The organism is Nitrospira sp. T9 (assembly GCF_052156535.1).
Lineage (GTDB): Bacteria > Nitrospirota > Nitrospiria > Nitrospirales > UBA8639 > Nitrospira_E.
The window spans coordinates 46021-63387 of sequence record NZ_JBQKUP010000037.1 but is presented as its reverse complement, the minus strand read 5'-3'; the positions used below and the strand labels follow the sequence as shown (position 1 = coordinate 63387).

General features: G+C 50.9%; 17 protein-coding genes and 1 pseudogene. 7 read left to right on the top strand and 11 right to left on the bottom strand.

The genetic code is table 11. From position 1 onward, the window contains the following. Window positions 1–155: 155 nt before the first annotated feature. Window positions 156–578, bottom strand: a complete 423-nt coding sequence (tnpA, locus tag ACTRXD_RS13170) for an IS200/IS605 family transposase (protein WP_442432250.1) — start codon at window positions 576–578, stop codon at window positions 156–158. Between the two features lie 106 nt (window positions 579–684). Between tnpA and ACTRXD_RS13165 the strand changes: the two genes are divergently transcribed. Further along, entirely contained in the window at window positions 685–1044 is a 360-nt protein-coding gene (locus tag ACTRXD_RS13165) for a DsrE family protein (RefSeq protein WP_442432249.1), read from the top strand. Window positions 1045–1088: 44 nt separating this feature from the next. Here ACTRXD_RS13165 and fumC read toward each other — a convergent pair whose 3' ends face one another. The 5 genes and pseudogenes from fumC to ACTRXD_RS13140 form a co-directional block, all read right to left on the bottom strand. Next, window positions 1089–2492: a class II fumarate hydratase gene (gene fumC, locus ACTRXD_RS13160; protein WP_442432248.1), complete on the bottom strand. Its 1404-nt coding sequence runs from the start codon at window positions 2490–2492 to the stop codon at window positions 1089–1091. Window positions 2493–2513: 21 nt separating this feature from the next. Beyond that, window positions 2514–3062 carry a DUF421 domain-containing protein gene (locus tag ACTRXD_RS13155; protein ID WP_442432386.1) on the bottom strand — a complete coding sequence of 183 codons (549 nt, stop codon included), beginning with the start codon at window positions 3060–3062 and terminating at the stop codon, window positions 2514–2516. 634 nt (window positions 3063–3696) lie between these two features. Further along, window positions 3697–4667, bottom strand: a pseudogene (locus ACTRXD_RS13150) (FAD-dependent monooxygenase). Window positions 4668–4687: 20 nt separating this feature from the next. After that, window positions 4688–4924, bottom strand: coding sequence for an FAD-dependent monooxygenase (locus ACTRXD_RS13145; RefSeq protein ID WP_442432247.1), 237 nt, complete (start codon window positions 4922–4924; stop codon window positions 4688–4690). Window positions 4925–5023: 99 nt separating this feature from the next. Further along, complete coding sequence (locus ACTRXD_RS13140; protein WP_442432246.1) at window positions 5024–5968, bottom strand: DUF5996 family protein; 945 nt, start codon at window positions 5966–5968, stop codon at window positions 5024–5026. A gap of 404 nt (window positions 5969–6372) precedes the next feature. Between ACTRXD_RS13140 and ACTRXD_RS13135 the strand changes: the two genes are divergently transcribed. The 4 genes from ACTRXD_RS13135 (at window position 6373) to ACTRXD_RS13120 (ending at window position 10257) form a co-directional block, all read left to right on the top strand. Continuing rightward, window positions 6373–7623 (top strand): amidohydrolase family protein, encoded by a 1251-nt coding sequence (locus ACTRXD_RS13135; RefSeq protein ID WP_442432245.1) that lies wholly within the window; start codon window positions 6373–6375, stop codon window positions 7621–7623. 462 nt (window positions 7624–8085) lie between these two features. Then, a complete protein-coding gene (locus ACTRXD_RS13130; protein ID WP_442432244.1) occupies window positions 8086–8559 on the top strand; it encodes an NfeD family protein in 474 nt (157 codons plus the stop codon). Continuing rightward, on the top strand, window positions 8549–9487 hold the full coding sequence (locus ACTRXD_RS13125) for an SPFH domain-containing protein (RefSeq protein WP_442432243.1): 939 nt from the start codon (window positions 8549–8551) through the stop codon (window positions 9485–9487). The genes ACTRXD_RS13130 and ACTRXD_RS13125 overlap by 11 nt, the downstream gene beginning before the upstream one ends. A 227-nt stretch (window positions 9488–9714) precedes the next feature. After that, a complete protein-coding gene (locus tag ACTRXD_RS13120) occupies window positions 9715–10257 on the top strand; it encodes a hypothetical protein (protein WP_442432242.1) in 543 nt (180 codons plus the stop codon). Window positions 10258–10295: 38 nt separating this feature from the next. On the opposite strand, the gene ACTRXD_RS13115 is transcribed toward ACTRXD_RS13120, so the two are convergent. From ACTRXD_RS13115 to ACTRXD_RS13100, 4 genes are all read right to left on the bottom strand, one after another. After that, the gene (locus ACTRXD_RS13115) at window positions 10296–11051 is read right to left on the bottom strand and encodes a DUF4026 domain-containing protein (protein ID WP_442432241.1); all 756 of its coding nucleotides are present in this window, start codon (window positions 11049–11051) and stop codon (window positions 10296–10298) included. A gap of 100 nt (window positions 11052–11151) precedes the next feature. Further along, on the bottom strand, window positions 11152–11547 hold the full coding sequence (locus ACTRXD_RS13110) for a hypothetical protein (RefSeq protein WP_442432240.1): 396 nt from the start codon (window positions 11545–11547) through the stop codon (window positions 11152–11154). Window positions 11548–11562: 15 nt separating this feature from the next. Next, complete coding sequence (gene pgl / locus ACTRXD_RS13105; protein ID WP_442432239.1) at window positions 11563–12324, bottom strand: 6-phosphogluconolactonase; 762 nt, start codon at window positions 12322–12324, stop codon at window positions 11563–11565. 119 nt (window positions 12325–12443) lie between these two features. Further along, window positions 12444–12755: a hypothetical protein gene (locus tag ACTRXD_RS13100; RefSeq protein ID WP_442432238.1), complete on the bottom strand. Its 312-nt coding sequence runs from the start codon at window positions 12753–12755 to the stop codon at window positions 12444–12446. Between the two features lie 337 nt (window positions 12756–13092). On the opposite strand from ACTRXD_RS13100, the gene fsa reads away from it, so the two are divergent. Next, window positions 13093–13746, top strand: a complete 654-nt coding sequence (gene fsa, locus ACTRXD_RS13095) for a fructose-6-phosphate aldolase (protein WP_442432237.1) — start codon at window positions 13093–13095, stop codon at window positions 13744–13746. Between the two features lie 32 nt (window positions 13747–13778). On the opposite strand, the gene ACTRXD_RS13090 is transcribed toward fsa, so the two are convergent. Beyond that, window positions 13779–14465, bottom strand: a complete 687-nt coding sequence (locus tag ACTRXD_RS13090; protein ID WP_442432236.1) for a uracil-DNA glycosylase — start codon at window positions 14463–14465, stop codon at window positions 13779–13781. Between the two features lie 315 nt (window positions 14466–14780). Between ACTRXD_RS13090 and ACTRXD_RS13085 the strand changes: the two genes are divergently transcribed. Further along, complete coding sequence (locus tag ACTRXD_RS13085; protein ID WP_442432235.1) at window positions 14781–17177, top strand: hybrid sensor histidine kinase/response regulator; 2397 nt, start codon at window positions 14781–14783, stop codon at window positions 17175–17177. The last annotated feature ends 190 nt before the right edge of the window (window positions 17178–17367 follow it).

Genomic DNA, 17367 nt, shown 5'->3' with positions numbered 1-17367 from the left:
AGCTATTGGTGGTTAGTGCCCCGCATCAAAAAATTTTTAAAATTTCTTCTATCTATAAGATCATTGGGATCTTATTATCTTTTAATAATAAAATCAAAAAGAGGAATTCTATTTTCAGTAAAGAACCCCCCAGCAAGCTGGGAGGCATTTAAGATTTAGAAATCTAATTTCAGTTGTTTGGGATCATGTTGATGCGTGATATACCGACGAATCACCTCTGCCGTTACTTGGTCCCCTACACTTCGGACAAAATATCCATCGTTCCACAATTCCCCACCCCACAATTGCTGCTTCACCTCGGGAAACTCCTGGAAAACTTTGCGGGCCGAAATACTTTTCAACCTCTGCGCTACTTGGGCAGGACTATAGCGTGGGGGGACCGAAAGAAATATATGCACATGATCCTCCATTACTTCTTGGGTATCCATCTCAAAGCCATACCGTTCGGCAATCTCCTGAAAAATCCTCTTCAACCGATTCGCTACTCGCTCGCCCAGAACCATCCGACGATATTTAGGCACCCACACCACATGATACTTGAGATCGTAAACAGCGCCTCTGGTTCGTTTGAGACTCATGCATGGAAGAATACCAAACTCAGCCCGCTTCGCGGGCTTGCTCTTTTCCTCCCCCCAGCAAGCTGGGGGGGTATCCAAGAGCAAAATTTTATGAAAGGAGAAATCTATGGCACGCTTTGTCATTGCCGGAAGTAAGGGAACGGATGATCCAACCATGGCCACCCTTCCGTTTATCGCCTCACAGGCGGCTCACCAACAAGGGCATGAGGTCGTGTTGTGGCTTCAGGCCGAGGCCGTCGTCTTAGCAAAAAAGGGTACGGTAGATGGTGTACAGGGAGTCGGGCTACCGGCATTGAAGGTGTTGGCCAATACCATTCTGTCTCAAGGTATTCCTCCGTGGGTCTGTTCAGCCTGTGCGATCGCCCGACAAATTAACGAATCTGATCTCGAGGTGGGTGCGGTCATGAAGGGCATGGAGGATTATGTCAAAGCTGTGGCCGAAAGAGATCGCAATTTTTCGTTTTAAATTCCTTCCCGGAAGGATCCAGAATGCTGTAGGTGATGTTGGGATTACTCTGGCCGAACCATCTGTTCCGGACGGATCAAGGTATTGAATTCTTCTTCAGTCACAAAACCGCCGGCGATAGCTTCTTCGCGCAGAGTGCGTCCATTTTTTAAGGCCCCTTGAGCAATTTTGGCAGCCTTATCATAACCAATGTGAGGAACCAATGCCGTGACCAGCATCAGGGATTGTTCCATCAGCTCGGAAATACGGCCGGTATTGGGCTCAATGCCCACAATGCATTTATCGGTCAGGCTCATGACGGCATCGCCGAGGAGGCGGATGGATTGAAGCACGTTGTACGCAATAACAGGTTTGAACACATTGAGTTCAAGATGCCCCTGTGCGCCGGAAATCGTGATAGTCGTGTGATTTCCGATAACCTGCGCACAGACCATGGTCATGGCTTCGCATTGAGTGGGATTTACCTTTCCCGGCATGATGGAAGAACCCGGCTCATTTTCCGGCAGTGAGAGTTCTCCAAGACCGGACCGCGGACCGGAACTTAACAGGCGAATATCGTTGGCAATTTTATTCAAACTGACGGCGAGAACATTAAGCGCACCGGAGATTTCCACCATGGCATCATGCGTGGCCAACGCTTCAAACTTATTGGAAGCCGAAAGAAAGGGCAGCTGCGTATACCTTGCGACTTCTTCAGCAAACTGCACACCAAACCCGGGCTTTGCATTCAATCCCGTACCCACAGCCGTACCCCCTTGCGCCAGAGGATACAGTCGTTTAAGACTATCCTGAATCCGACCAATCCCCAATTGCACCTGAGCGGCATATCCTGAAAATTCCTGACCCAACGTGAGAGGAGTGGCGTCCTGCAAATGGGTTCGTCCGATTTTGATAATGCCTTCCCAGGCTTGCGACTTATCCAACAAGACTTGGTGGAGATATGCCAAGGATGGAATCAGGACATGGTGCAGTTGCTCAACCGTCGCAATATGCATCGCCGTCGGAAAGACATCATTAGAAGACTGGCTGCGATTACAGTGATCATTCGGATGAACCGGCGTTTTTGATCCGAGCGTCCCGCCCAGACGTTCGATGGCCAGATTGGCAATCACCTCATTGGCGTTCATATTGGACTGCGTGCCGGAACCGGTTTGCCAGATCACAAGGGGAAAGTGATCGTCCAACTTGCCGTCGATAACCTCCTGTGCCGCATCAGTAATAGCCTTGCCGGTTGTTTCATCAATGGTGTTCAGGGTGACATTCGATAGGGCCGCGCAACGCTTGACGATACCCAACGCCCGGATCAGAGGGCGAGGCAAACGCTCCTGGCCGATTTGAAAATTCTCCAAGGAACGTTGGGTCTGTGCACCCCAATATTTGCCAGCGGGCACAGGAATCGAACCAAAGGAGTCGGTTTCAATGCGAACGTCCTTTGCCTTATTTGTCATGGCTCCCCTGATTAGTATCGTTTAGCCATTGATAATTGTGGGTGGAATGCCCGACGGTCGACTGACTCCTTTGAGGCTGGACTCTCCGGAACCCTTACCGCTCCGGACGACGCTGAAGGAGCCGTCAGTCTCTAACACCACAGCGTGCACCTCATTCAACATCGCCACTCCTGCGCTCCGAACCGCAGCCAGCACCTCATCTTCAGTCACCCGTGTTTTGACCAATGCCTGAGACAGCAGGGTACCCTGGTATAACAATAATGTGGGTTCCCCTGTGGCCAGCTTGCGTATCCATCGAATACGGACGCTGGACCAGGTCACCAGAAATTGCATCCCAATCAGCAGAACCAAAGCCAGAACCCCTTGAGCCAATGTCACGTCTTGGTTGAGCAAAATGGTTGCCAGTGTCGAGCCGAGAGCGACAGTCACGACCAAGTCGAAGGCATTCATTTTGGATAAGGTTCGTTTGCCGAACAATCGTAGAAGAGTAAGAAGGCATAGGTAAGCCAACACGCTCATGTACCCTGTTCGAGCTAAGGCCTGCCAATTGTCAAAGAAGATATGCTCCATTTTCATGTCCGGTGAACTGCACCACTCCTCGGCGGCATCAGCATCGGATAGGCACCATGCACTACGGAGCCTACCTTCGTATCACGAATCTATCGCCAGCATTCCACTTATCACGATGGTTTAGATGAGTCGGAATACCGCCTGACCCCCGCAACAGGCAACCCATAGGCATTACATTTCACGTCATAAAAGTAGTGTCGGGTTGAGTGAAGTCATGGCTCAACCCTCCTGAACATTGGTCGGCATAGGATGATCCGGCTCCCGACTCCCCCATCCACCCGGCATCCCCTTGCAGCGAATGGTATAGCCCGGATGCTGGAGAGCATACAACTTCGTCATCGCGCTGCTTTATTCCGTTTCCTTCCCCGTGACGATACGTCCACCCACAAGCATCCGTTTGGGAATGACGGTTGGCCGATTCTTTGTTATTTTTTGAAATTAGTCAAGACACAATTCAAGATAGTCAAGCAGTGGGTTCTAAAATACCTGCCAACACGGATTAATCTCCTGCATTCATACGACCTTTTAGTAAAATTAAAAAACTCACGTGTGAGGTAAAACTCACCACCATTCTATCCTCTTCAGGGAACATACAAGAGAGCGGACAACAATGGTCTTCGAAAACAGGTCAGGATCAGGGAAGGGATTCGCCCATGCGCACGTACTCACAGCGAATGCCATAGCCGATCAAACGGGCGGGGATATTTCGTACGGGACGGAACCGTAACAGCCATCGGAAAATCGCCGGAAATTCCGGTGAGTCTCCCGATCTCTCCAGGGCCTTGGAAATGAGACAATTCTGAGCTTGCACCTGCAGAGCCTGGATGATTCTGGTCGGTAACAGACGGCGTTCCTGTACCTCGCGCAACAGTGTTTCTTGAATCGGGTTTCCGTTCCGTAGGTTCGAAGCGAGAGCATTCGCAGCGGCGACGGCGTCTTGAATGGCCAAATTGTTCCCGACACCCCCGATGGGTGACTCGCGTGCGCGGCATCTGCGATTAATAGCAGACCTGGCCGGTACCAGCGTTCCAGGCGATCGACCCGCACAACCAATGTTTTCACCTCATCCCAGGTGGCCAAAGCTCGGACAGAGTTCTTGAGAAAAGGTGCCAGTTTGGCAACCAAATCGCATAGGGTCTCGACCGGTTGGGCCCGCAATGGTTTATCACTCCCCTTTGGCACCACATAAGCAGCCTGCCAATACTCGGTCCGATTGAGCAGCACCATCATATGGCCGGAGTCCACGATGGCGAAGGTATCTTCCGGATCGCTATGCTTTCGTGGCACACGAAACCACAGCACATCCATTGGCGCTCCATAGTCCCGCCTTGGCATGTCAGCGGCTTCACGCAAAGTCGAATGACGGCCATCACAGGCGACGATCAGATCTGCCTGAACCGACACCTCACCCTCGGGCGAACGCACATGAACACCAGCCACGCGTCCCTCTTTTTCAATCAGCCCAATGGCCTCGTGACGCATGCGCAAATCGAAGTGCGGATACCTTCGGCCTTCATCGGTCAATAAATCAAGAAAATCCCATTGCGGCACCAATGACAAATAGGCAAACGGCTTCAGTCCACGAAAGTCGATCACCTGTTGCATCCGTCCCCGGATGCTCACACTCAAATGATCAACTTGGCGTTGAGGCAGTTGATCAAATTTTTCAGCAAACCGACTTCATTCAAGACCTGAAGCGTCGATGGATACACGGTATCGCCGCGAAAGTCGCCCAGAAAATCGGCATGCTTTTCCAAAATGACGACGGAAACCCCGGACCGGGCCAGCAAATATCCGAGCATCATCCCGGCCGGGCCACCACCAACAATGCAGCAACGGGTATCAGCAATGGAAGGCGTCATTATCTTTCATACCCAGAGGCTGGCTAGGCTGCTCGTTGAATTACCCTGCCATCAAACAAATAGAAACCGAAGGTTGCCCACTCACCAATAGGAACAGTCTCATGCCCCTGTAATTTTGGGGTCGCTCCTTCGTTCCAAAGAGGCGCGATCCCACTCTGCCAAATTGGCTGCGGCTTCATAGGTCGTTTGCAGGAATTCAAGAAGGGTATCGTCCGGCGATGTTGCCTCCCTGACAATATCGTAGGGAAGAATAAATTCATGCAGATCGTTACTATAGAACGCCCCATCCGGTTTGACGGATGCTGCGGAGAAGTCCGGCTGGGCCGGATAGGCATAGGAATAGAAAGCCGCATAGGGAATCGGACCTCCACCTGGCCAGAACCCGCAACTACTGACTTCCTCCGAATAGGCTTCCCGCGTGACCCAATCCGGCAAATTGGGAATCCCGCCGGGATGCTTCGGCGCCGATCGTCCCGAAAATCTGGTAACGGCCAGATCCGGCGCACCCCAGAAAAAATGCACGGGGCTGCATTTTCCGATAAAGCGTGCCCGGAACGTTGTAAAAACTCGATCGGCCTGTACCAGGACTCGCCAAAACCGGTTGGCATTGGCGGCATCGTAGGCTCGGTGCGTTTCATCCTCATCAAATGGAATTGGATCAGAGACTTCATTCGGCACACAATGGATATGTACCTTCACATCCAGCTTTCTTAACTCAGCCATAAGAGAGGAATAGAATGTCGCGACCGACTGCGGTTGAAGTGGAATCCTCCCGCTGAGGCCATCACTTGTCTGCACGATCACCTGATGGTCGATAAAGTCGAAGTCGATTTGGAACGTACGGTCTCCATAGGGGATGGGGGATGTGGTCAGCCCTCTCGTGGTCACATAGAGCGTGACATGCCAGGAATGATTGATCCAGGGGCTCTTGGCCAGGCGAACCTTGCCGACAATCTGCGTCCACATATGCAAGGTTGCATAGGTATCCTTCCACTCCTCGAAAGGCAGTGACGGCCATGTTACCGATTTCGGGGGAGTAGACATCAATCCTCCTTCCACATAACACCCCTACACCTGATCAATGAAATTGTTACCTAAGCAGAAAGTTGGGAAGATTCTTAGTTAATTCTGATAATTAGTCAAGGTATAAAGTTTGTAAACCAAGTCTTCAGAAATACCAAAAAAAGCGGGAAAGAATATTTCGCCCAAACATTTTTTACGATAGGGTTGGAACGGAATGCACATTTACCATTTTGCCTTCCCGAAAGATCACAAGGCAAATCCATCCCTCCCCTTTTCTCTAAAAGGAAGCCAACATAGAATGGGCACATTCTTGGTTTACGTGTGTAATTTCTAAAACCTTTCGTTACATATCAAATATTGTCTGTCAGTGAGATCGAACCCATCACCACGAACCAGATACACTTAACATGATTCCACACAAGCATATGAGAACGGAACCGACCTATATTCTCCGGGCAATGCTGATTGCTGTGAGTGCCTTCTGTGGTTCTTGCGATCTTTTGGGGGGCGCCTTCGACCATGAACCCAAGGATTTGGAAAAAGAGATTAATGCCGGGGCCCGCTCGCTGGTCGAACAGGCGTTCGAGGGCATACAGGGTGAAACGCTTCGCGACTATCACGTTCATATGTTGGGCATGAATGAAAACATTAATGGAACCTTTGTCAATGAGGAATGGCAGTCCCCTTGGCATGGGCTGATTCATTTTTTCCAGTTTGAAATCTATAAGAGTGCGGCGGTGGTTACCGACGAACAGCAGGCCGACGCCCAATACCTTGCTCGCTTGAAAGACCTTATTCAGTTCATGCCTGAACGGGGAAAATTCGGCATCATGGCGTTTGATTTTTTCCATTATGAGCAAGGACGTCCCGATCGGGAATTATCAACGTTTCATGTGCCCAATGAATATGTGATGACCATCGCCAGGAAGAATCCCGATATCTTTTTCCCTATCATCTCCATTCACCCTTATCGGGAGGATGCCACAACCGCGCTTCGTCATTATGCACAACAAGGCGTTCGGTTTGTGAAATGGCTGCCCAATGCCATGGGTATTGATCCGGCGTCAGAGACCATGCAGGACAGACTCGTTCCGTATTATCGCATCATGAAAGAGAACGACATGGTCCTGATTTCCCATACGGGCGTGGAGGTTGCCACGGAAGCAGAAGAATTTCAGCGGTTTGGAAATCCCTTATTATTAAAAATGCCCCTGGACATGGGAGTGAAAGTCGTGATGGCGCATGTCGCCAGTTTGGGGAAATGCGAAAAACATGAGGAGACCCTCTGTCCACCCGGCACGCCATATATCGATCTGGCCATTCAAATGCTTGAAGACCCCAAGTATGCAGGTTTGGTGTTTGCCGACATTTCGGCCCTGACCCAATACAATCGGCATCACAACCTCGATAAGATCTTATCCAATCCCTCCATTCACTCCAGACTCATCAATGGGAGCGATTATCCCCTGCCTGCAATCAATATCGTGATTCAAACCCGATCACTCATGTCCTCAGGTCATATCAACTCTGAAGAACGGGACGCCCTCAATGAAATCTATGACTACAATCCTTTGTTGTTTGACTTCGTCCTGAAACGCACCCTCCGCCACTCGAAAACCGGCAGAAAGTTTCCACCCTCTGTTTTTGTCGAACACCCTGACCTGCCCACGGGGTAGAAACAGGACCGACGACATGGCACGATCAGTCAACACAACCCTGTATAGCTGGAAATGAGACTTGTCGGTTGTCTTCACCTGACAACTTCCGTTTTCTCAACCGGGAAAAGAGCCGTGCCGGAATTCACGGACCCCCCAGGCATCGTGCCCGGTTTTGTTTGAAATTATCAAATCCAATTCGAACATTTCTCAAGCCAAAAGACAGTGTTTGCAGGGCAAAGCTGAACGTTCATGGATTACCGGCAACTCCTCATTCGAAATGCAGCTTTGCCTTCCTGGGAGGAAGACCTTTCCGGAAATTTGTGCTAATCTTTCCCTAAAGACGGTACCGCAGCGTTCCCTTCTCAACAAAAAAATCATTTGGTCTTAGTTTTCGCCATACGACGCCCGATATAATAGAAAAACGGCATCCCCCTGTCCCCCTCTGCCGTTATCTTTGCAACAGAGAGGAGTCCCTTTACGATGCTTTGGTGGCATTGGTCGATAATGGGTTTGATCTTAATAGGGTTGGAAATCCTCACCCTTGGAGGCCTGGGCAATTTTTATTTTCTGTTTTTCGGGGTAGCGGCGTTGATGGTGAGTGCCCTCACCTGGCTAAGCTTGACCGAAGCCGCCTGGCTGCAATGGTTGAGTTTCGTGTTCTTCGGTATCATCTCGCTCTTTGCCATGAAGAAACCCCTTCAAGGAACGGGCTTCATAAGGGAAAAGGATGAGGTTCCGGTGGATTCCATGGTTGGAGAGTTTGCCACTGTTCTGGAAAATCTTGACGCCCAACGAATAGGAAAGGTGGAACTCCATGGAACAAGCTGGACTGCCCGTAATGCTGGAACATCAACCCTAGGTAAAGGATCGCAGGCCAAAGTTATTCGAGTTGAAGGGTTGACACTCTGGATTCAGGCGGATCCGATGACACAGGAGGAATCTCATGTCGGGTGAATTGCTGGTCACATTGGTTTTAGCCTTGCTCGCATTTATCATTCTAGCAAAAACCGCTGTCGTGGTTCCTCAACAGAGCGCCTATGTCGTTGAACGATTAGGACGCTATTCGACAACATTGAACGCCGGACTTCACATCCTCATCCCGTTTTTAGATGTGATTCGATACAAACATACTCTAAAAGAAATGGCCGTGGACGTCCCAGAACAAATTTGTATTACCAGGGATAATGTGCAGGTCGGAGTGGACGGGGTCTTGTATATCAAAGTCCTGGATGCCGAACGGGCTTCCTATGGCATTACCGATTACCGGTTCGCCATTTCTCAGCTCGCCCAAACCACGCTTCGTAGTGAGATCGGAAAAATTGACCTGGATAAGACCTTCGAAGAACGGACCACGATCAATATTTCCGTCGTGAACGAATTAGACAAAGCTTCCTCTCCCTGGGGTGCCAAAGTCCTTCGATACGAAATCCGCAATATCAACCCGCCCAAAGATGTGCTCAGCGCGATGGAAAAGCAAATGCGGGCTGAACGGGAAAAACGCGCGGTGGTACTGGCGTCCGAAGGTCAACGGGATGCGGCCATTAACGAAGCCGAGGGAGACAAGCAGCAGGTCATCAAAGCCTCTGAAGCGAAACGACAGCAACAAATCAACGAAGCCGAAGGAGAAGCCTCAGCCATCCTCGCGATTGCGACAGCCACGTCCGAAGGTATTCGAAAGGTTGCCGAAGCGATTCAACTTCCAGGGGGATTTGAGGCGGTTCAGCTTCGTGTGGCAGAACAATATATCGGAGAATTTGGGGAATTGGCGAAAGCCAGTAACACCCTCGTGCTCCCAGCCTCCGTGTCCGATGTGGGTTCAATGATTGCGCTGGCCATGAATGTGATCAATCAAAAACCAGCGGCTGCACCAAAGCTTTCATAACTTACGACAGACAACAGTGGTCTGAATTCCCTCAGGGGCAATCCGTTATCGGTAAGGCCGAATTGCGTTCCTGACCGGTTCATGAAATTCCATTCTGTCCCATGACTCTAGCCGCCGAATTTCTGTGCCCCACCTAGTTGACTGCACAGCATGCTTACGTCATGATTCTCCTCTTGTATGCTGAACATGCCGGTTTTTCAATCCCAAACGCTGCAAGGAGTCAAGGCATGAAGAGGTCTTATTTGCTGAGTTTCGTATCTCTGTTCGTATTCCCGGCACTCGCCCATGCAGGCCCCTATGCTCCCCTGGCCGATTTTTCCGCCGTGAGCAAGAACCCGCAATGCCGCCTCACCGCCATGCAGGAATCATTTCTCAATAGCTGGACGCCTCCGGCACAATTTTTCTTGGTCCCTCCATATCCGAATGCCGTCCTGGCCAGTGCCATGCCCAGCGGGAATGCCCAAATTCATGGACACACCTACCAGACCATTCCTTCAGCCGTGCTCCTCAGCCCGGATACGCCTGAACAAATTCTGGAATTCTACCAGGGAAGCTTAGGCGCAACCTGGTTTCAAGCAGAAGATATCGACACGATCTATCTCTATCGCCTGCCACGCCCTGTGGGATCGGGCGAGGCACTCACCCGGCAACTGATGAGCAAGCCGGGCTCCATTCCCAATATTGCCATTGATACACAACTCAGCCCATGCGATCAAGCGATTGGACGAGGCGCACGGACTCGCATTACCGTGGTTTCTCCACCACGGTAACTGCATTCGGGTGCAGCTTCCTGTGGCTTGGGTTCCCGTTACTCCAAGATAAACTCTCGGAATGCCAGAGGAGTCCCATACACGGGATCGGTCCGATGGCGTACCACCACTACCTGGGGACCACGTCCATCAAGAACGATTCGTTCCCCTACCTTTGAGTTCTTTCCCTGTTCGATCAGATAGTCGGCAACCCTGAGGACGGTGTCTTTCACCTCTCGACTTGATAGGCCCATGGGTTGAAAGGTCTCGATTTCATCCAGGCCAAATTTCGTGAGGCCCCTGGTATGGAACCACATGCGCGCCCGTTGAACCTCTTCACGATGTTCCACCTGAATGTGATCGATGATTCGAAAGACCTCCAAACCCCGATCACGCCAATCCGAAGGATTGAGATACGTGCCGGTCGCCACGTCATAGGTCGTTCCGTCCGTGAGCAGGGTTACTCCCCTCGCCATTCTCGCCACATGCAGCAGGGTATCCCGACGATCGGTCACGGAATTGGTTGAAGGAAATAGGATCGCCAATTGAGTCTGTTCCCACTGTAAGCGACCCTGCCACTGTTCCACGATTGCCGTTGAAGGCTCCATATTAACTTCGGCAGTCCAATTGGTGTGCGCCGCCTCAAAATGATGGTGTCCGTTCGAGGTGAGGAAACGTATGCGCAGTGGCCCGCCATACGCTTCATCGAACCAGGCAGCGATATAGCCTGGGGGAGGTGCATTTCCATGAGTCCACCCAACAAGAAAAGCGGGCACGACTTGAGAAGCCGACTTCTTTTTTTTAATTTTTTTCATGAGTTCGACAACAGATGAGTCCGACCGGAATAACAGGGCATGGGGAATAACGCAAGTGGGCAATGAAGGGAAATCTCGGGCCCCGGCACACTTACAAGGACTATCGCTTTGCTTCCTCAGGTGGCCAATCCAATTCCTCCTGCCGCCCACAGAAAAAACACGTGATGCGATAGCGAGCCCGACGACGTGGATTCGGCAGGGAATGAAAATCCACCGGTGCCTGATCATACGGGCAAACCGGTTCTAAATGCAGAAGATGCTCCTCGGTAATTTCCATCAGGGACCCCTCGTCCCACGGCGGATCGACTTGTTCATCACCCGTTATCGTGTCGTGCCAATCACATTGCTCACAGTGCAATCTAAACGATTTCACCCGATCGGTGGACCGGGAACGCTCTTCCACAGCCACCGAACCGGAACAATCCGACGTGGGACATGTCATGGGTTTTTTATGGAGGGCGTGAATAAATGCCTCGGGCGCCTTAACCATTTTCATGGGACCTCTCCTTCTTCACACAGGTGACGTCATCGATTCTCTCTTCAAGAGACCGGCCGCATCCTGATTGACCAACCATACCATGTGACCTGTCGGAGGATTCACAACTTGGGCGGGAAAGCGAGCAGGATCTGCCGGCCCTTCCAACACGACCTGTAACGCCGTCGCTTTATCCCCTCCACTGACCAAAAAAACTACGTGTTTCGCCGCATTAAGGACCGGTGGGGTCAACGTCACCCGGTGTGTCTGTAATTTCTCGACCCACGGCGCCGACACCAGTTTTTCGGACTCTGCCACAGCCGAGGTTCCAGGAAACAACGACGCGGTATGCCCATCCGGACCCATGCCCAATAAGATCAGATCGAACTGTGGAATCTCTCCTGATGACAGATTGAATTGTTCCTGCAGGACGGTTTCATACCGTGCCGCGGCTTCATCGGCGGGTACTTCTCCTTCAATTCGAAATACATGTTTGGAGGGGATTGGCACATGAGATAATAACGCCTCTTTGGCCATGCGGAAATTACTGTCTTGATGATCCGGAGGGACTGTGCGCTCATCTCCCCAAAAAACGCGAAGGTGGTCCCAAGCAATCTGAGTTCGGTAGGGGGCACCCGTCAAAAGCCGGTACAATCCTCGAGGTGTGGACCCACCCGCCAAAGCCACACGACAATCGCGTCCGGCTTTCCGACAGTCCAGCACCACCTGCACCACTTCCTTGGCGGCAGCTATAAACAACTCGTCGATTGTTGGTGTTATGATAATGGTCCGGGACAATGCAGACTCCTACATCCAAAGGACGGGCAGAAAACCTAAAGAAAGAAAACCTGTTTGAAATGGCATAGTCACCAGGGCGATCCCCTCAACCCGGGCAGATTGAACGGGCACGAGAGTCCTTAGCAATCCGTATAATCATAATCTTCCAGCTTGCCTTCTTTGTCAAAATCTAAATTAATGCGACATTGATTCGGGGAAAAATTAAAGTAGGGGAATCGGGACTCACCCCCGGAAATACGTGAATACACCCAGGTTTCTCCTCCAAAGAATCGAGCGGATTTCCCGCTCGGCTTTCCCCAGTTTTCTTCGAACCAGGCCTTGTCTTTTCCTTCAAATTCGGCGGGATCAAGGGAGGCATCCAAATACGGATTCCCTCCACAACCGGCACAGAGCAATCCCAACAGTCCTATCAGCAAATATTTGTAGACCACACCCGTCTCCTTCCCCAACAATGACTGAAACGCGGACACGTTCTCTACTCTGTGAAAATTCTAGCCTTCGATCCTCTACCAGTCAAACAACGTGATCCATCAAAATAAAGGAGGCCTCCGTCTTCTTCATCTCCGAATGATAGGACCGCATGAGGGACCCGTCCTCCAAGAGTGCTGGCACGCCCTCCCAGGGGACGATACGTCAGATAGGCTTTTCATATAAATTTTCCTTCCCGACAATGGATAAGAAAATTTGTACAAGACAGGGGCGTGGATTACAATAAGACACGAGACCACTCAGGCAACACCAGCTTAAAACCTAAAAAGGGGATTCGATATGAAGCTCTATCTCGATACCGGAAGTGTCAAAGAGATCCGTGAAGCGGCCAGTTATGGTCTGGTAGACGGCATCACCACCAACCCTTCGCTTGTCTCAAAAGAAGGGCGTGATTTCAAAGATCTCCTCCTGGAAATTTGCGGAATTGTGGATGGACCCATCAGCGCCGAAGTAGTCAGTGTTGAATCTGCGGCCATGGTCAAGGAAGGAAAAGAATTAGCGAAGATTCACAAAAATATTGTGGTGAAATGTCCACTTATTCCGGAAGGGCTCAAGGCCACAAAGCAATTGTCCAGCGAAGGAATCCGGGTCAACGTCACATTATGTTTCTCTCCAACGCAAGCCTTATTGGCCGCGAAAGCAGGGGCATGGTGCGTCTCACCATTCATAGGTCGACTGGACGACATCAGTTCCAATGGCATGGAGCTCATTCGACAAATTCTGACGATCTACGAAAACTATAATTTCACCACACAGGTTCTCGTCGCCAGCGTTCGCCACCCCCAACATGTCGTCGAAGCCGCTCTCACCGGCGGACATATTTGCACGATGCCCTTTGGCGTATTTCAACAGCTCGTCAAACATCCGTTGACAGACAATGGTTTACAAAAATTTCTCTCAGATTGGGAGGCCAGACCCTCCAACAAGGCCTAATCGGACCATCATGTCAGAGGAGCCCGCAAAGGTCAGGATGGTGTAAGCAGCTTGCGGACGATGCTAAATATCCCGTGAAACATCGGACGGGTGAGTGTACCCGTAAAGGTATTTTGCTGACTGGGATGGTAAGACCCGACCAAGGTCACACCCCAGGCTAAGGCATATTGAGCCCCATGGCTGAATTTCGGTCGGGGTGAAGGCACGTGCCAACCCAGGCTCTGGCAGGTCCGCAAGTATTCATCAAAGGCGATCTTCCCGAGCGCCACAACAACTTTGACCCGCCGCAATAATCGTAATTCTTCCTGCAAATAGGGACGGCAGGCGGCGAATTCGGCCTTTGTGGGTTTATTGGACGGGGGGGCACAGCGTACCACCGCCGCAACATAACAATCGTTCAGCGTGAGCCCATCCTCCCGATGGGTGGAATCCGGCTGGTTGGCAAACCCGAAGGCGTGCAGCGCTTCATACAACCAGTCTCCGCTTCGATCACCGGTAAATACCCGACCCGTGCGGTTTCCTCCATGGGCCGCAGGGGCCAAACCCACCACGAAGACCTGAGCCTTGGGATCGCCGAATCCGGAAATTGGCCGTCCCCAATATTCCCAATCCCGAAACCGTTTGACCTTTTCCTTAGCAATGGCTTGACGATATGTCGTCAATCGTTGACAGGTCGTACAGTCCGTAATGGCCTTCTGAAGAAGCGTGAACGATGTCATACTATGGTGATCGTATCATAGACAGACATGAATTAGCCCCCACCCGAAAAATCCCGATCAAGGCACTCTGCAACAATTGGGACTTCCTCCCTATCCGCTTTTTCTATGTTCCTTTTTTTATCCCGACATCTCAATCGTCTTGACATAGGCCTTGATGAAAGGCAGGCTATATGCAGAAAGAGGGGTGGTTCCGTCCCAAGTATCCCTTCTTCATCAGGTTGACGGTATGAACGGTACATGCCGAGGTGCTGTTTATGCCTGAACTCCTTACATATTGGAATAGCATTGATGCTCACTCGGCCGGATCCGACCCCCATGAGATCCTCAGGAACCCCTTCCTCTTCTCACTCCTTCATCGAACTTCGTCGCCAACAGGTTCATCAACTGTTTTCCCTAGTCCCGATGGCCATTCTGGCCTCCATCATTAATTGTGGGCTGGTCGCATTTATTCTCATGGATGTCATTCCGACCAAGATCGTGTCTGGATGGATCATCGGCATTGTGGGGATTAACGTTCTCTGGTCAGGTTTGGTCCTGGCCTATCGCCGCGCATCGAAACCCCTGTTACACCCAAGTACATGGTTGGCCTGGTTTGTTGCCGGCAATGGTGCCTCCGGACTGATCTGGGGCATGGCCGGCATTGCACTCTACCCCCCTTCTTCACCAAGCCACCAAATGTTTTTAGCCCTGGTGCTGGGAGGAATGGCAGCGGGCTCGACCGCCGTCCATGCAGCCTATTTCCCTGCTTTTTTGGCCTATAGTCTTCCCACGACCTTGCCTCTCACATACCAATTTTTCGCGCAGGGTGACCCTCCCCATCAAGCCGTAGGGGTCATGGGTTTCACCTTTCTCGCTGTGATAACGGTCACTGCCTACCGAAATTTTTTCATGATAAAAAATACTCTCACCTTGGAAAAAGAGAATTTTCAATTAATACACCAATTGGAACAGGCCCACTCTCAGGCCGAAGCGCTCAATCGTTCATTAAGTCAGGAAATCCAAACCCGCATAGACATCGAAAAGGAACTCCTTCATCACAAAGACCATCTTGAATCCCTTGTGGGGATCCGGACTGCCGATTTGCAAAAATCCGAAGCCAGGTATCGAATGGTAGTCGAAAGAATATCCGATGTCATATGGGTCATGAACCTGGAGGGATCGAGGTTTTCCTACATCAGCCCCTCTCTGGAACGGTTGTTGGGATATTCGGGTTATGCACTTGACACACTTTCGCCAGAGACCATTCTGACCCCTACTTCCATGGTCACTCTGAGGGAGGCCATTCAACAAGAACGCGCTCATCACCAATCTCGCACTCATGAACCAAATCAGTCGTTCTTGTTAGTCTTGGAACATCAACATCACAATGGGTCCTCAGTCTGGGCGGAAGTGCGAGGAAGCCTCCTGCTCAATAAACACAATCTCCCGATAGGCATAACGGGAGTCACCAGGGATGTGACAGAACGCAAAAAAATTGAAGAGGAAAAACAGCGTCTGGAAGCCCAATTGCTTCGTTCCCAAAAATTGGAATCGGTGGGGAATCTCGCCGGGGGCATCGCCCATGATTTCAACAATTTCCTGACGACGATCCTGGGGAATATTACCCTGACCAAACAAATCCTGCCTTATTCCAAGGAACACCAGTCCTACTTAGAACGAGCTGAACGTGCGGCTCTCCACGCCAAACACCTCACGCACCAATTGCTCACCTTCTCGAAGGGCGGCGATCCTATTAAGCAACCGGTGGCCTTATCCGAGTTAATCAAGGAATCCTCCGAACTGGCTCTTTCCGGGTCATCGCTTATTTGCCAAACATGGACTGATCCAAACTTATGGATCGTTGAAGCCGACCCGGGGCAAATCAATCAGGTGATGCAAAATCTCCTCATGAATGCCATCCATGCAATGCCCCATGGAGGATCCATCATCATTCGTGCCGAAAACATCCAATTGTTCGATCCGGACGTCAGAAGTTCCCTGCCTCTTTCTGCCGGCCCGTATGTGAAAGTCACCATCACCGACGAAGGGATCGGGATCGCCGAAGATCATTTGCCAAAAATCTTTGAGCCATACTTTACGACAAAGTCTGCGGGACATGGATTGGGCTTGGCTTCCACCTATGCCATAATAAAAAAACATGCCGGTCATGTGGCCGTGGACTCCCAGGTCGGCGGAGGCACCACCTTCACACTTTACTTTCCTGCATCTCCCAAGGCCACCTCATCGCCCAAATCCTTGAACCTGGGCATTTGTCGGGGACAAGGAAAAATTTTAGTCATGGATGATGAGGAATCTATTCGAGTCATGGCACGGGAAATGTTATCGCATTGTGGATATGAAGTGATGATAGCAAAGGATGGAGAGGAAGCGGTGGCCCTCTATCAACAAGCCATGGAGGCTCATAGGCCTTTTCTCTTAGTGATCTTAGACTTAACGGTGCCGGGAAAGCTTGGCGGTATGGGAACCTTGACACGGTTGCAACAACTTGATCCTCAGGTCAAGGCACTCGTCTCCAGCGGATATTCCAATGATCCCATCATGGCCAATTATGCCTCCCACGGATTCGTCGGGGTGATTACCAAGCCCTATTCGCTGATCGAACTGAGCAACATGGTTCACCAACGACTCTGGCGTCAGTCTCCCCTCGCAACCGGACAAATTCCTTCCGACCCCTCAGGGCGGATATCCTCTATCTCCCCTTCCTCTCATTAATTTGTGTTCCGGGCAATTCCTTCATACACCCGGTGAACGAACCAACGACCTCTCACCTCTTTGGAAAAACTCCTTGTTTTGACTAAGGGTGGAGAAGTTCGCCTTGCATTTCTCAAACTCATTTCTATTGATAATATGCTACATTGCAGACAATGTTTTCAGAAAAGCCATCACGCTCTTCACAATAAGT

What these genes read in the sequence shown, in the direction of transcription:
- ACTRXD_RS13165 (WP_442432249.1), top strand. Translation starts at nt 685, where the DNA reads ATGGCACGCTTTGTCATTGCCGGAAGTAAGGGAACGGATGATCCAACC.
- fsa (WP_442432237.1), top strand. Translation starts at nt 13,093, where the DNA reads ATGAAGCTCTATCTCGATACCGGAAGTGTCAAAGAGATCCGTGAAGCG.
- ACTRXD_RS13110 (WP_442432240.1), bottom strand. Translation starts at nt 11,547, where the DNA reads ATGAAAATGGTTAAGGCGCCCGAGGCATTTATTCACGCCCTCCATAAA.
- ACTRXD_RS13140 (WP_442432246.1), bottom strand. Translation starts at nt 5,968, where the DNA reads ATGTCTACTCCCCCGAAATCGGTAACATGGCCGTCACTGCCTTTCGAG.
- ACTRXD_RS13130 (WP_442432244.1), top strand. Translation starts at nt 8,086, where the DNA reads ATGCTTTGGTGGCATTGGTCGATAATGGGTTTGATCTTAATAGGGTTG.
- ACTRXD_RS13135 (WP_442432245.1), top strand. Translation starts at nt 6,373, where the DNA reads ATGAGAACGGAACCGACCTATATTCTCCGGGCAATGCTGATTGCTGTG.
- ACTRXD_RS13155 (WP_442432386.1), bottom strand. Translation starts at nt 3,062, where the DNA reads ATGGAGCATATCTTCTTTGACAATTGGCAGGCCTTAGCTCGAACAGGG.
- ACTRXD_RS13115 (WP_442432241.1), bottom strand. Translation starts at nt 11,051, where the DNA reads ATGAAAAAAATTAAAAAAAAGAAGTCGGCTTCTCAAGTCGTGCCCGCT.
- ACTRXD_RS13125 (WP_442432243.1), top strand. Translation starts at nt 8,549, where the DNA reads ATGTCGGGTGAATTGCTGGTCACATTGGTTTTAGCCTTGCTCGCATTT.
- ACTRXD_RS13145 (WP_442432247.1), bottom strand. Translation starts at nt 4,924, where the DNA reads ATGACGCCTTCCATTGCTGATACCCGTTGCTGCATTGTTGGTGGTGGC.
- fumC (WP_442432248.1), bottom strand. Translation starts at nt 2,492, where the DNA reads ATGACAAATAAGGCAAAGGACGTTCGCATTGAAACCGACTCCTTTGGT.
- ACTRXD_RS13085 (WP_442432235.1), top strand. Translation starts at nt 14,781, where the DNA reads ATGAGATCCTCAGGAACCCCTTCCTCTTCTCACTCCTTCATCGAACTT.
- ACTRXD_RS13090 (WP_442432236.1), bottom strand. Translation starts at nt 14,465, where the DNA reads ATGACATCGTTCACGCTTCTTCAGAAGGCCATTACGGACTGTACGACC.
- ACTRXD_RS13120 (WP_442432242.1), top strand. Translation starts at nt 9,715, where the DNA reads ATGAAGAGGTCTTATTTGCTGAGTTTCGTATCTCTGTTCGTATTCCCG.
- tnpA (WP_442432250.1), bottom strand. Translation starts at nt 578, where the DNA reads ATGAGTCTCAAACGAACCAGAGGCGCTGTTTACGATCTCAAGTATCAT.